14 protein-coding genes are annotated in these 12,774 nt (G+C 65.8%); 8 read left to right on the top strand and 6 right to left on the bottom strand.

Annotation, left to right across the window (positions count from 1 at the left end; translation table 11 throughout):
* The first annotated feature begins 629 nt into the window (after positions 1-629).
* From GTZ93_RS08590 to GTZ93_RS08575, 4 genes are read left to right on the top strand one after another with little or no spacing between them, the layout of a single operon-like run.
* A complete protein-coding gene (locus GTZ93_RS08590) occupies positions 630-1,304 on the top strand; it encodes a ComEC/Rec2 family competence protein (RefSeq protein WP_257979232.1) in 675 nt (224 codons plus the stop codon).
* A gap of 60 nt (positions 1,305-1,364) precedes the next feature.
* Positions 1,365-1,793, top strand: a complete 429-nt coding sequence (locus GTZ93_RS08585; RefSeq protein WP_139919164.1) for a helix-turn-helix domain-containing protein — start codon at positions 1,365-1,367, stop codon at positions 1,791-1,793.
* Positions 1,794-1,804: 11 nt separating this feature from the next.
* Positions 1,805-2,329 carry an IS630 family transposase gene (locus GTZ93_RS08580; RefSeq protein WP_161662729.1) on the top strand — a complete coding sequence of 175 codons (525 nt, stop codon included), beginning with the start codon at positions 1,805-1,807 and terminating at the stop codon, positions 2,327-2,329.
* Between the two features lie 30 nt (positions 2,330-2,359).
* Complete coding sequence (locus GTZ93_RS08575) at positions 2,360-3,817, top strand: hypothetical protein (protein ID WP_139919165.1); 1,458 nt, start codon at positions 2,360-2,362, stop codon at positions 3,815-3,817.
* Here GTZ93_RS08575 and GTZ93_RS08570 read toward each other — a convergent pair.
* The gene (locus tag GTZ93_RS08570) at positions 3,804-4,901 is read right to left on the bottom strand and encodes a serine/threonine protein kinase (protein WP_257979233.1); all 1,098 of its coding nucleotides are present in this window, start codon (positions 4,899-4,901) and stop codon (positions 3,804-3,806) included. The genes GTZ93_RS08575 and GTZ93_RS08570 overlap by 14 nt on opposite strands.
* Positions 4,902-5,177: 276 nt before the next feature.
* Between GTZ93_RS08570 and GTZ93_RS08565 the strand changes: the two genes are divergently transcribed.
* Positions 5,178-6,674, top strand: coding sequence for a serine hydrolase domain-containing protein (locus tag GTZ93_RS08565; protein ID WP_257979234.1), 1,497 nt, complete (start codon positions 5,178-5,180; stop codon positions 6,672-6,674).
* A gap of 7 nt (positions 6,675-6,681) precedes the next feature.
* On the opposite strand, the gene GTZ93_RS08560 is transcribed toward GTZ93_RS08565, so the two are convergent.
* Positions 6,682-7,341 carry a glutathione S-transferase family protein gene (locus GTZ93_RS08560; protein WP_139919166.1) on the bottom strand — a complete coding sequence of 220 codons (660 nt, stop codon included), beginning with the start codon at positions 7,339-7,341 and terminating at the stop codon, positions 6,682-6,684.
* Positions 7,342-7,438: 97 nt separating this feature from the next.
* Here GTZ93_RS08560 and GTZ93_RS08555 point away from each other — a divergent pair, with 97 nt between their 5' ends.
* The 3 genes from GTZ93_RS08555 to GTZ93_RS08545 are packed head-to-tail and all read left to right on the top strand — an operon-like array spanning position 7,439 to position 9,114.
* Positions 7,439-7,945, top strand: a complete 507-nt coding sequence (locus tag GTZ93_RS08555; RefSeq protein ID WP_139919167.1) for a winged helix-turn-helix transcriptional regulator — start codon at positions 7,439-7,441, stop codon at positions 7,943-7,945.
* 23 nt (positions 7,946-7,968) lie between these two features.
* Positions 7,969-8,589, top strand: coding sequence for a hypothetical protein (locus GTZ93_RS08550; protein ID WP_139919168.1), 621 nt, complete (start codon positions 7,969-7,971; stop codon positions 8,587-8,589).
* Positions 8,590-8,628: 39 nt separating this feature from the next.
* Complete coding sequence (locus GTZ93_RS08545; protein WP_139919169.1) at positions 8,629-9,114, top strand: hypothetical protein; 486 nt, start codon at positions 8,629-8,631, stop codon at positions 9,112-9,114.
* Between the two features lie 53 nt (positions 9,115-9,167).
* Here GTZ93_RS08545 and GTZ93_RS08540 read toward each other — a convergent pair whose 3' ends face one another.
* The 4 genes from GTZ93_RS08540 to GTZ93_RS08525 all read right to left on the bottom strand — a co-directional run bounded on the left by GTZ93_RS08540 (position 9,168) and on the right by GTZ93_RS08525 (position 12,770).
* Positions 9,168-10,229: a YihY/virulence factor BrkB family protein gene (locus tag GTZ93_RS08540; RefSeq protein ID WP_139919170.1), complete on the bottom strand. Its 1,062-nt coding sequence runs from the start codon at positions 10,227-10,229 to the stop codon at positions 9,168-9,170.
* 145 nt (positions 10,230-10,374) lie between these two features.
* Positions 10,375-10,920, bottom strand: coding sequence for a dTDP-4-dehydrorhamnose 3,5-epimerase (gene rfbC, locus GTZ93_RS08535; protein WP_121752054.1), 546 nt, complete (start codon positions 10,918-10,920; stop codon positions 10,375-10,377).
* Entirely contained in the window at positions 10,917-11,798 is an 882-nt protein-coding gene (gene rfbA, locus GTZ93_RS08530; protein WP_120576678.1) for a glucose-1-phosphate thymidylyltransferase RfbA, read from the bottom strand. Before rfbA ends, rfbC begins: the two co-directional genes overlap by 4 nt.
* 72 nt (positions 11,799-11,870) lie before the next feature.
* A complete protein-coding gene (locus GTZ93_RS08525; protein WP_120565563.1) occupies positions 11,871-12,770 on the bottom strand; it encodes an SDR family oxidoreductase in 900 nt (299 codons plus the stop codon).
* Between the last annotated feature and the right edge of the window lie 4 nt (positions 12,771-12,774).

Here is a 12,774-nt window from a genome sequence, read left to right as displayed (position 1 = left end):
CCGCCCGAACAAGCGCAGGAGCCAAGTCTACGCCTTCTCTATCGACCGGGCAGACACCGAGAACTTCAATCAAAGAGCGCGCGGCTCAAGATCGACTTTCCGCCGGAAGGCTCACGAATAGGGATGCGACTGCCATCTAATGCAGCAAGGCCTCGTCCACCCGGGAAGCACGGCGACCGACAACACACACACCAGACACAACGTCATCTACCCGAACCAAGCCACAGCCACAGCCACAGCCACAGCCACAGCCACAGCCACAGCCACAGCCACAGCCACAGCCACAGCCACAAGAGGACAAAAAAGCGACCATCTTAAGCACACACACAGGCAACACACGAAGCAATCGCCGACCACAAACACTTCACACCCAGCCAAATCACACCCCAGCCACAACAGAGAGGACAAATGTCCATCATCAAAAGCTTCTCCGTCGGCAATGGTGACATGTTTTACATAAAACACAACAGCGACAACTTCACCATCATCGACTGCAATCTAACCGAAACAATGCCGATGGCATCATCAGTGAAATCAAGAAAAAATCAGCAGGCAAGAAAATAACCCGGTTCATCTGCACTCACCCCGATCAAGATCACTTCGGAGGCATTGAGCTACTTGATAAAGCAATGCCGATCTGGAATTTTTACGTAGTGAAAAATCAGGCCACCAAGGACGAGGAGACCGTATCGTTTAAGCGCTACTGCCAACTCAGAGATAGCGACAAGGCATTCTATATCTACAAGGGATGTAGTCGAAAATGGATGAACCTGGACGACAACGAACGATCTTCCTCCGGCATCAACATCCTTTGGCCTGACACATCAAACAAGCACTTCCAAGAAGCACTGGCATCGTGCGATGCGGGCGAGAGCTACAACAACACATCAGCAGTAATTCGCTACTCTGTTCAGAACGGTGCTTCCATAATGTGGCTCGGCGATCTCGAGACAGAATTCATGAAGAACATCGCCGACAGCATCAAGCTTGAGAAGACGACCGTGGTCTTCGCCGCCCATCATGGGCGCGACTCCGGCAAGATTCCAGACTCATGGTTAGAGCAGCTCGACCCCCAGATAATCGTGCTCGGCGAAGCGCCGTCAAGACATCTGAACTACTACACGGGCTACAAGACAATCACTCAGAACAGCGCCGGCGATATCACAATGGAATGCGTCGGCGACAAAGTGCATTTTTACGTCTCCAACCCAAGTTACACAAAAGATGACTTAGATGACGAAGAATGCACAACCTTCTCGAACTACATTGGCAGCATCACTGTCGAAACCGAGTATACACTGTAGCACTCGTGACTAACCCGGGGCTCGTTTGACGCGATCGTCGAGGTTTGATCTTCTCTGGGGATGAGCGAAGGGCATCCCACCCCGGAGAAGCTGCGACGAGCCATCGTGAGAGACTGCCACGACGAGGGCTTGGCATATGCGCAAATTGCCCACCTGTTGGGCATTGGCGAGGCGACGGTCAGCCGCGTCCTGCGGCTGTACCGAGAGACAGGAGACGTCGTGCCGCGTCCCAAAGGTGGCGGCAACTTCTCGCCTATTCGGGGCAAGGTGACCATCGTGATCAAGCGACTGGTGACTCAGAAGCCGGACGCGACGGTGCGCGAACTGATGGCCGCGTTGACGGCCCGCACGGGCATCGTCACCAGCCGCCCCTCCATGCAGAGGGCTCTGCATCGACTGGGCTTCTCACACAAGAAAAGTCCTTCACCGCCTGCGAGCGCGACGCGCCTCATAACCTCTGGCGCAGGCGCGTCCTCGCCGCGCTCCTGAGTGTCGTGGACGTGCGGCGGCTCGTCTTCCTCGACGAGTCCTTCTGTCATACCTCCATGGCGCGCGAGTACGGCTGGGCTCCTGTGGGCCAACGCGCCCGAGGCGTGCGTCCTGGAGGCCGCTGGACGACCTTGACGCTCGTGGGGGCCATCCGCGTGGGCTGCCGGCCCAAGTTGGTGACTCACCGAGGAGCCATCAATGGCCGCATCTTCGTGCGCTTCGTCCGCCAGCGGCTTTGCCCCTGGCTCCATCCAGGCGATGTGGTGCTGATGGACAACCTGGGTGCCCACAAAGTGGCCGGTGTGCGCCAAGCGGTCGAAGCCGTTGGCGCCTGCGTGGTGTACCTGCCCACCTACAGCCCCGACTTCAATCCCATCGAGCTGTGGTGGGCAGACCTGAAGCGGCAGCTTCGTCGGCTTGCGCCTCGGGCCATTGAGGACCTGGCACAGACGGTGAGGCAGTTACGCGCGGGCACTCCGCTCGCGAAGCTCGCGGCTTGGTTCCGCCACTGCCTCTCCTTCCTTCAACTCAACTGATCCCGGCGTTAGCGGGCATGATGCAGAACCATGCACCCGAGACGCCGTCTTCTGGCCCATGGACAGTGGTTGTTCGATCTCAGACCGCATCGGCTCATCGTCTTCCACGGAGCCGAAGGCGTGCGCCGGGAGGTAGGCGGAGACGTGCCGGAGTATCCGTCCGCGCCGGTGGTGCTCGCCGCGCTCGACGAGGCAAAGGACGTCTGGGTGGGGAGCGGGGATCGGCGTGTCTTCTCCGTGGGGGCCGGCGCGAGCGCTCCCGTCCATGCCATCCCGAAGGAATGTTTCGATCTCATCTCCGATGGGGACCGGCTCATTGGAACGGTGGTGGACGGCGCCCTCAAGATGACCACCCTCTTCACGACCGATGAGTCCGGGCAGCAGTGGCAGCCCATGACCTTGCCCAGGCCCGTGCGCGCCACGCACGGGTACGGATATAGCGAGGGGCGCCCCCACCGTCAGTCTCCCGATGGGGCGTTCCTCGACACGAGCCCCTTTGGCATCACCGTCGTGGAGAAGGGCCGGGGCCGCGTCTACGTGCTCCGCGCGGGGGCAGCTCAGCCAGAGGGCGCGCTCCAGGTGGAGCCGGGCCATGAGCAGGACATCTGGCGGGCCCAGGCCACTCCTCACGGCGTGCTCCTCCTGCTCGTCATCAACTACCGGCAGACGGTGCTCCTCCACTTCGCGCTCGACGGCACCCTGCTCGCCTCCATCCCGGAGGCGAATGATGAGGACGATGAAGACGATGCGGATGAACTGACCTGGGGCGGTGCCGGGGTGTGCGTCCTCGACGCGGACCGGGCGCTCCTCTTCGTCCAGGACAAGGTCCTCCTGGTGTCCCTGCCCGGGCTCCAGGTGATGGAGACGCTCGCGGGGGAATGGCCCCGCTTCGTGTCCGTGACGCCCGCGGGGGCTGATCGGTGGTGGGTGGGCCCCGAGGACAGTGACGCGCTCTTCCTGCTCACCGCTGAGCCCGGACACCCCTTGCGCCTCGACGCCTCGAACCGTCCGGTGAGCCCGGGCGCGCCGCTCATGCACGTGGGCTACAAGACGCCCGCGATCCACTGGACCGAGTACACCTCGGCGCCGCTGACCGTGTCCTCGCCCGTGACTGAGACGTGGCGGGCGGTGGTGCGCAATGACGGGACCGCGTGTGAGGCGGTGCGGATCCGGGTGTCCGGGGTGCTCGTCGGCGCTCGCGTGGTGGACGTGAGCGTGCGGTATCGCGGTCAGCCACTCCCGATGGTGGAGGAGCTCCGCGTGAACGTCGTGGGCGTTACCGCCGGACTGGAGGGAGGGGCCACCGCGGAGCTGGAGGTGACCTTCAAGCCCCGGGGCGAGGGCTCAGGACCGCTGACCATCACCGTCGAGCCATGCTCCTGGCAGTCGCAGGGCAAAGAGTGGCAGTGGCAGACCAAAGAGGAGTCTCGCGTCCTTGCGGTGACGGGCCATCCAGCATCTGCCCAGCTCCTGCTCACGGTGGAGTAGCGCGAACCTTCCCGGGTTCTGGCGCGGCGCCCATCTTCCAGAGCAGGGCGCCGCCTCCGAGCAGGACCGCCAGGCCGACTGCCGCCGCGAGGATCCAGCCTCGTCCCACGCGGGGCCGTGCCTGGCTCTCCGGGCCGTCCGGAGCCGGGGCGATGGCGGTCGGGTCGTCGCTCGGAGAGACCTGCTGGACGAGCTGGGCCACCTGCCGCGGGGTCACCGGCTCACCCACCGAGCGGATGAAATCCTCCAGGTCCTTCCGGAACGCGTGACAGTCCGGGTAGCGCTGATCCCGATCCTTCGCGAGCGCCCGGGCGAGGATGGATCGAAGGGCATCGGGCAGGTCCGGCCGGTGCTGCTCGGCGGGCACGATGGGCTCGGATACGACGGCCCGAAACAAGTCCCAGTCGGACGTGGATTCAAAGGGCCTGCGCGTGGTGAGCAGTTCGTAGAGCACCAGACCCAGCGCGTAGACGTCCACCCGCCGGTCCACCGGCACGCCCCTGATCTCCTCGGGCGCCATGTACCTGTACTTGCTCATATCGGGGATGTGGTGCTGGGGGGTCCACCGCGCCCGGAAATGGTCGATGCCGAAGTCCACCACCTGGGTCTCCCCCTGGCGCGACAAGAGGATGTTGTACGGCCGGATGCAGCGGTGGATGAGCCGCAGCGGCTGGCTCGTCTTGGGGTCGGTGAGGTCGTGGGCATAGGCGAGCCCCTCGCAGGCTTGCGAGATGATGCGCGCGCACAGGGTCGCCGGCAGGGTCATCCGCTCGGCCGCCACGTGCTTGATCACCCTGCGCAGACCAGGCCCATCGATGTGCTCCCTGGCTAGGAAATACGTGCCGTCCGCTTCACCGAAATCGAAGACCTTCGCGAGGTGCGGGTGAGTGAGCCGGGCGGCGTCCCTCGCCGTGTCGAGGAACATCTCCGGGAAATCCACCTGCTCGGCCATGTCCGAGCGCAGGCACTGGAGCACCAGCGTCTTCTCGACGCCCTGCGGGCCAGCAGTCTTGGCCAGATGATCCTCGATGATGCCTTCGGTGAGCAGGCGGATGCGCTGGTATTTGCCGACGTGGGATGTCACGAGACGTATGAATAGCAGACCATGACCCGTTACCGCTTCCTTGGGCTTCTGCTGGCGCTGCTCCCTGTCCATGTCGGCGCTGTTTCCATTCCAGCCGAGCAATTGGTGGGCATCTGGGGCAGTGAGCGCGTCCTGGGTCCTCAAGTCCGAGGCGAACTGACGCTGGTTCGGGAAGGGAACACCTGGCGCGCGCGCATCGCCGGATTCGATGTTCCTGCGCGGGTTGAGAACCGGAAGGTTTCCGTCGTCTTCTCAGGAGGCGAACTCCGAGCGACGTTGGCGGAGAATGGGCAGAGCATCACCGGCCACTGGATCCAGCCGCGCGTGCTCATGAGCGGGATGAAGTTCGCCAGTCCGGTGGAACTGCGCACACTTCAGCCGGGTGTCTGGCGCGGCACGGTGGCTCCGCTGGAGGACCGGTTCTCGCTGTACCTCGTCGTCCAGAAGCAGCCTGACGGCTCCGTGACAGCGTTCATTCGCAATCCGGAGCGGAACTTCGGGAACCGGATGCTCTTCCGTGTCGACCTCCAGGGCCGCACGGTCCGGCTCACGTCCACCAAGGGCGACACCCAGATCGAAGGCACGTTCGACGCGCAGTCCGGACGGCTGTCGCTCCCCTACCCTCCCTTCGATACGACGTTCGACTTCACCCGCCGGGACCATTCGCAGGCCGTGGGCCTCCACTCCCGCACGCCCGCCCCAGGCCCCTACGCCTACCAGAAGCCCATCGCGGAGGACGACGGATGGACCACGGCATCCCCTGCCGACGTCGGCATGGACGTCCAGCCGCTCCAGCAGCTCGTGCAGCGCATCCTCGACCAGGAACCGAGCCCAGAGTCAGTCCCCGCCATCCAGGGCCTGCTCATCGCGCGCCATGGAAAGCTCATCGTCGAAGAGTACTTCCAGGGCTTCGACAAGGAGCGCCCCCACGACCTGCGGTCCTCCTCGAAGTCCTACGCGTCCCTGCTGACTGGCATTGCCCTGGACCAGGGTGCCCCCTTCACCGTGGACACGCCCGTCGCCTCACTCTTCCCCGAGTACAAGGGCAAGCTCTCCAACCTGGATGCGCGCAAGCGCAAGCTCACCGTCGCGCACTTGATGACCATGGCGACGGGCCTGGCCTGTGACGACGACAATCCGGATTCACCCGGCAACGAGGACCGGTTCGAGGACTCCGTACCGGATTGGTACAAGTACACGCTGGACCTCCCCATGGTCCGCGCTCCCGGCGACGGGAAGGCCGTGTACTGCTCCGCGAACATCAACCTGCTGGGCGGCGTCCTCCGCAACACCACCCGCACCTGGATCCCCGAGTTCTTCACGAAGAACGTCGCCACGCCCCTCCAGATGCGCGGCTACCACCTGGACCTGATGCCCGACGGCGAGCAGTACCTCGGCGGCGGCATCTACATGCGCCCGCGCGATGCCCTGAAGCTCGGGCAGCTCTACCTCTCCGGTGGCACTTGGAACGGAAAGCGCGTGGTCAGCCAGCGCTGGGTGGAACGCTCCGTCGCGAACCAGGCGACGATGCCGGACGGACGAACCTATGGCTACACGTGGTGGCGCCATGACCTGCGCGTCGGCGGCCGTGTGTATTCGCAGTACGAAGCCAGCGGCAACGGTGGCCAGCTGGTGATGGTCGTCCCGGAGCTGGACCTCGTCGTGCTGTTCACGGCGGGCAACTACAACCACGTCGCCCTCTGGCGGAAGTTCCGCGAGGAACTCCTGCCCCGATACATCATGGCCGCGGTCTCCACGCCCCCGCGGCCTTGACCCCATCTCAATCCCGGTCCGGCGCTCCCAGCGGGAAGAGCGGGCGGTATGGCCTCCCTCCATCCACCGCCCGAGCCACGGACGGACGCGCGAGCAACCTCGCGCGATAGGCGCGCAGCTGGGGACATGACTCGGGAATCCGGTGCGTCCAATCCGCGTAGAACAAGGACGGCGCGGCCGCACAGTCAGCCAGCGTGAAGTCGTTGCCCGCGGCCCAGGTCCTGCCGCCCAGCTGGCCTTCAATCCAACCGTAGGCGCGCTCCAGCTTCTCCACCGCCAGCTTCATCCCGTCCTGGCGCTTCACGGGGTCCCCCGTCAGCGCGCCGTCCACGGCGTGCTGGACCATGTTCATGACGTGCAGGTCGAAGAAGCGGTCGAGGAACCGCACGTCCAGCGCGGCCAGCGGATCCTCGGGCAGCAGGCGCACCGACCCGGGATGCTTCAGCTGGAGATACTCGATGATGATGCTCGTCTCGACGACCTGACGGTCACCGTCCACCAGCAGCGGGAACTTGCGCAGCGGCCAGCGGCGCAGCCATTCGGCTGAATGCTCCGGTGTCTCCGGGCTGATACTTCGAAACTCGAAGGACGTGCCGTTCTCATACAGCGCGATGAGCACCTTCTGCGTGTACGAAGAGAAATAGTGACCGTAGACCGCGAGCGACATCGTCGGACCTCTCCTTTCGACCACTTGCGTTTCACAACGGGTTGAACCGTATTTGGACCGCTTGCATACTGCAAGCAGGAACCCCAGGAGCACGGCCATGCCGCAGACAGGGCGCTCCGGCTGCCCCATCAACCTGACGCTCGAACAGCTTGGCGACCGCTGGAGCCTGATCGTCATCCGCGACGTCATGTTCGGGAACCGGCGCAGCTACGGCGACCTGCTCTCGCAGAGCGAGGAAGGCATCGCCTCCAACATCCTCGCGGACCGGCTGAAGCGCCTGACCGCGTCCGGCCTGCTGTCGCGACGCCCGGATCCGAACCACCAGCAGAAAGGCATCTACAGCCTCACGGAGGCGTCCATCCAACTGGTGCCCCTGCTCGCGCACATGGGTGCCTGGGGCCGCCGGCACACGCAGGTGAGCGAAGAGCTGTCGGTGCGCGCGGAGCTGCTGGAAAAGGGCGGCCCGTCCCTCTGGAACGCATTCATGGAAGAGCTGCGCCACCTGCACCTGGACGCGCCGCGCCCTTCCCGCTCGGTGTTCCGCGAGCTTCAGGCCGCCTACGAGAAGGCCGTCGCTCGCAACGCTCGGGACGGACGGACCTGAAGCGGGTAGCGTTCACCGCGCTCATGAAAGTCATCGGCTGGTGGATGTTCGTCCTGATGTGCGCGCTGTGGCTCCCCGCCTGCGGTCCCTACGACTGCACCCCGGAGAACTGCGCGGACGGCTGCTGCTCCTCGTTCAATGAGTGCATCTCGTTCCGGAGCGACTCGGAATGCGGCCCCAATGGCAGCGCCTGTGAACCCTGCGCGGAGGGCAGCGTCTGCCGGCTCGACCAGCACACCTGCTACGTGGGCGTGATGCGCACCTATATCCAGCCTCGGTACGCCACCATCGCGGACGTCGACCCGGATACGGGCGAGGACTGGGACTCCGACGGCTCTCCTCCGGACGTCGTCGTGGAGATGAAGTGTCCCGGCGCTCCCGAGCGCTCCCGCACCGAGGAGGACGAGAGCTGGGACCCCGAATGGCGCTCCGGCGGCTGCCAGGTCATCACGTCCAACCTGCTGCGCTACCCGCTCGAAATCTCCATCTTCGACAACGACGACTTCACCTTCGATGACGCGTTCGGCGGCCTCTCCTACCAGGTCACCCGCGCGGACCTGAACCGGGGCCGCATCGAGCTCTCCATCACGCCCATCGTGAAGGCCCTCGTCTTCGACCTGAGCCACAACTACGCGCCGCAATGAGGCTGTAACCGCCTCCGCGCCCCCGGCGTAGTCCTGACCATGCGCGCCCACATCCTGCCGCTCATGGTCCTGTTCGCCGCCGCCTGCGGCCCCTCCTCCTCCGTGGACGAGGGCCTCGGCGTCGTCCAGGGCATCGACACATCCGAGACCGGCATCACCGCCTTCGTCCGCTCGGGCGAGTACGCCTCCTGGCTCGCGGAGCCCTCGGTCCACGACACGCGCGCGCCCCACGGCAGCAAGGTCCGCGTGTTCTTCAACGACGTCGTCGTGCGTTCGCTGCGCGACGGCAACGCCACACACCCCGTGGGCAGCATCCTGGTGAAGGAGCTCTTCGAGGACGACGGGAAGACACTCCGAGGCCACGCGCTGGACGTGAAGGTCTCGGAAGGCCCCGGCAAGGACACCTGGATCTTCTACGAGGGCTTCGGCCCCGACTACACCCGGAACTACTACGGCCGCGCCCACTCGGCCTGCCACGGCTGCCACTCCGACGGGACGGACTACGTCACGTCACCGCTGCCGTGAAAATGACAACGGGCGGCCCCCTTTCGAGGACCGCCCGCCGTTGACCCACAGGCCTACCGCGCCGTGGACTTGCGGCGCATCAGGAACACGCCCAGGCCCACGCCCGCGGCCCACTTCGCCGCGGCGGCCAGCGGCGTCTTGCTCAGCGGCACCGGGCGGTTCTCGTACCGCGGCTGGGGCGGAACCGGACGGAAGTCCGTGGAACCGGGGAGGTTCGCGCCCTTCTCTTCCGCCTCCGTCTTCGTCACGTTCGGTCCCGGCGCGTCCGGATCACGCGAACCCGGAGCCTTCCCGTCCGGCGACTTGTGCTCGAGGATGCCGTTGATCTCCGCACCCAGCAGCACGACCATGCAGGAGATCTGCATCCACAGCAGCATCACGATGACACCGCCGATGGCGCCGTAGTTCACGTCATACGAGCCGAAGTTCGCCACGTACTTCGAGAAGCCCCACGAGGCGATCACCCAGATGAGCACGCTCACCACCGAGCCCGGCGTGATGAACTTGAACTTCTGCTTCACGTCCGGCAGCACGTAGTACAGCACCGCCAGCAGCATCATCATCAGCAGGCCTGCCACCGGCATGCGCAGCCACAGCACGATGCCGGTGAACGGCTCGCCCAGCCGGTTCGCGATCGCCGGCGTCACGATGGCGACGAGGGCCGCCAGCACCACCGTCACCGCCGTCCCCAGCGTCGTCAGCAGCGCGAGGCCGCGCTTCTTCCAGAACGGGCGCTTCTCCGTCACGCCGTAGACAGTGTTGAGCGCATCCATCAGCGCCACCACACCGCCGGAGGCGGCCCAGATGGCGCCCACGCCACCGATCGTCAAGAGCCCCACCGGATTGCTGCTCGCCAGCGCCTCCAGCCGCTCGCCCAGGATCTTCGTCACCTCCTGGGGCGCCACCTTCGACAGCTCCTGGATGAGCTGCTGCGCCTGGTGCGGATCAATCAACACACCGGCCAGTGACACGAGGAACAGCAGGAACGGGAACAGCGCCATGATGGCGGAGAACGTCAGCGCTCCCGCGACGTTGCCCACGTTGTCGCGCCCCCACTCATTCTTGAGGGACTTGAAGAACTCCTTCCAACTCATTCCCCTGCCGGGCAGGACCATGCGTCTCCTCCTTGGAGGAGATTGGGCATTCCATCCCCCGGCTGGCTTCCTCCCTTGGGACGGTGCTCGTCCCCCTGCCTGCTTACCGCGCAGGGGGCGGGGAATGACAAGCCCCCGCGCCACGCCTGCCCGGCCGCCCTTCGCGTTAGAAAACGGGCAGCACGGGCGCGTCCTTCAACCGGGGCGCGCGCTGATCCTTCGCCGACAAGAGCGGCTGCTTCACCGGCCACGGGATGGCCAGGTCTGGATCATCCCAGGCGACGCTCTGCTCGGACTCCGGGGAGTACAGCGCGGTGCACTTGTAGAAGAAGTCCGCCGAGTCGCTCACCACGCAGAACCCGTGCGCCAAGCCCGCGGGCACCCAGAGCTGATGCTTGTTTTCGCCCGTCAGCTCCGCGGCCACCCAGCGGCCGAACGTGGGGGACCCCTTGCGGATGTCCACCGCCACGTCCCACACCGCGCCCGCCAGGCACTGCACCAACTTGCCCTGCGCGTTCGGCTCCTGGAAGTGCAGGCCTCGCAGCGTGCCCTTCACCGAGCGCGACAGGTTGTCCTGCACGAACGGGCCGACCACCCCCACGTCCGCGTAGCGCTTCGCGTGGAAGGACTCGAGGAAGAAGCCCCGGTCGTCGCCGAACACCTTCGGCTCGATGAGCAGGACGTCCGGAATCGCCAGCGGGGTCACCTTCACGACACCGCCCCCCGCTTCTCCACCAGGTCCAACAGGTACTGGCCGTACTCGTTCTTGCGCATGGGCTCCGCCAGCGCCGTCAGCCGCTGCTCGTCGATGTAGCCCATGCGGAAGGCGATCTCCTCCGGACAGGCCACCTTGAGGCCCTGACGGCGCTCGATGATCTCGATGTAGTTGGATGCCTGCATCAGCGACTCGTGCGTGCCGGTGTCCAGCCACGCGTAGCCGCGTCCCATCAGCTCCACGTTGAGCTGGCCGCGGCGCAGGTACTCCGCGTTGACGTCGGTGATTTCGTACTCGCCGCGCTTGCCCGGCTTGAGGTTCGCCGCGATGTCGATGACCTGGTTGTCGTAGAAGTACAGACCGGTCACGGCGTAGTGCGACTTGGGCTTCGTCGGCTTCTCCTCGATGCTGACGGCCTTGTGCTGGGCGTTGAGCTCCACCACGCCGTAGCGCTCCGGATCCTTCACGTAGTAGCCGAACACCGTGGCGCCCTGCGTGCGCTTCGACGCGCGCTGGGTGAGCTCCCCCATGCCGTGGCCGTAGAAGATGTTGTCACCCAGGATGAGCGACACGGGGTCGTTGCCCACGAAGTCGCGGCCGATGACGAACGCCTGCGCCAGGCCCTCCGGACGCGGCTGCTCGGCGTACTGGAGGCGGATGCCCCACTGCTCTCCGTCGCCCAACAGCTCGCGAAAGCGCGGCAGGTCCTGCGGCGTGGAGATGACGAGGATCTCCCGGATGCCCGCCAGCATCAGCGTCGTCAGCGGGTAGTAGATCATCGGCTTGTCGTAGACGGGCAACAGCTGCTTGCTCACCACGCGCGTCAGTGGATACAGGCGCGTGCCCGAACCCCCGGCCAGAATGATTCCCTTCATGCGTGCTCCCCTGTGTTCCACGGCGCGGCCGCGAAACGGATGCGCGCGGCCCGGCCGCCACGCGCGCGATGCTCAACCGGCGCGGTGCGCCTTCCAGGCCGCGTGGAAGCGCGCCAGGGACTCCGCCAACTCCAGCGGCTGGGCCTTCAGCTCCGTACGCACCTTGTCCGTCTTGAGGCCGCTGCGCAGCGGACGGGGGCTGGCCAGCTTCAGGTCCGCCATCCGCGTGGGCGTGATCAACGACGCGTCGAAGCCGAACACCTCGCAGAGCGCCCGGCCAAAGCCCACCCGGTCGATGACCGTGCCGCCGCAGGTGTTCCACACGCCACCAAGCCGGCGCTCACCCAGCTCCACCAGCATGGCGGCCACGCTGTCCGCGAAGCTGGGGGACACCACCTGGTCCTCGAAGAGCTTCACCGGCTGGCCCTTCTCCAACGCCCCCACCAACCACGCCCCGAAGTTGGGACGCCCCGCTGCCGGCCAGCCGTACACCACGGCCGTGCGCGCGATGGCGCAGCCCGGCGCGAACACGCGCGCCGCCTGCTCGGCCATGTGCTTGGTCAGCGCGTACACGCCACGCGGGTTGGGCAGCGCGTCCTCGGAATACGGCCCGGCGTCTCCGTCGAAGACGTAGTCCGTGGAGACGTGCACCAGGTGCGCGCCCGCGAGCTTCGCCGCGCGGGCCACCGCCGCCGTGGCGTGGACGTTCGCCGCGTAGGCCGCGTCCGGGTCCTTCTCACACGCGTCCACTTCCGTCATGGAGGCGGGGTGGATGATGGCCTCCGGACGGGCCTGGGCGATGGCCGCGGCCACGTCCTGCTCGCGCGTGAGGTCCACCTCCACGTAGCCGTGCGTGCCGCCCGTGCGCCGGGGACCGCGCCCCAGGCCCACCACTTCGTGACCGCGCTCGGTCAGCTGCGCGCAGACGCGGCTGCCCACCAGGCCGTTGGCTCCCGTGACGAGAAAGCGCATGGCG

The sequence above is a fragment of the Corallococcus exiguus genome (assembly GCF_009909105.1).
Lineage (GTDB): Bacteria > Myxococcota > Myxococcia > Myxococcales > Myxococcaceae > Corallococcus > Corallococcus exiguus.
The sequence above is the reverse complement of the archived record's forward strand: the minus strand, read 5'-3'. Positions and strand labels throughout refer to the sequence as shown.

Bases quoted from the DNA above. Each gene is read 5' to 3' on its own strand.
- GTZ93_RS08590 (WP_257979232.1), top strand. From the start codon at position 630: ATGCCGATCTGGAATTTTTACGTAGTGAAAAATCAGGCCACCAAGGAC.
- GTZ93_RS08585 (WP_139919164.1), top strand. From the start codon at position 1,365: ATGAGCGAAGGGCATCCCACCCCGGAGAAGCTGCGACGAGCCATCGTG.
- GTZ93_RS08575 (WP_139919165.1), top strand. From the start codon at position 2,360: ATGCACCCGAGACGCCGTCTTCTGGCCCATGGACAGTGGTTGTTCGAT.
- GTZ93_RS08560 (WP_139919166.1), bottom strand. From the start codon at position 7,341: ATGTCGCTCGCGGTCTACGGTCACTATTTCTCTTCGTACACGCAGAAG.
- GTZ93_RS08555 (WP_139919167.1), top strand. From the start codon at position 7,439: ATGCCGCAGACAGGGCGCTCCGGCTGCCCCATCAACCTGACGCTCGAA.
- GTZ93_RS08550 (WP_139919168.1), top strand. From the start codon at position 7,969: ATGAAAGTCATCGGCTGGTGGATGTTCGTCCTGATGTGCGCGCTGTGG.
- GTZ93_RS08545 (WP_139919169.1), top strand. From the start codon at position 8,629: ATGCGCGCCCACATCCTGCCGCTCATGGTCCTGTTCGCCGCCGCCTGC.
- GTZ93_RS08540 (WP_139919170.1), bottom strand. From the start codon at position 10,229: ATGGTCCTGCCCGGCAGGGGAATGAGTTGGAAGGAGTTCTTCAAGTCC.
- rfbA (WP_120576678.1), bottom strand. From the start codon at position 11,798: ATGAAGGGAATCATTCTGGCCGGGGGTTCGGGCACGCGCCTGTATCCA.
- GTZ93_RS08525 (WP_120565563.1), bottom strand. From the start codon at position 12,770: ATGCGCTTTCTCGTCACGGGAGCCAACGGCCTGGTGGGCAGCCGCGTC.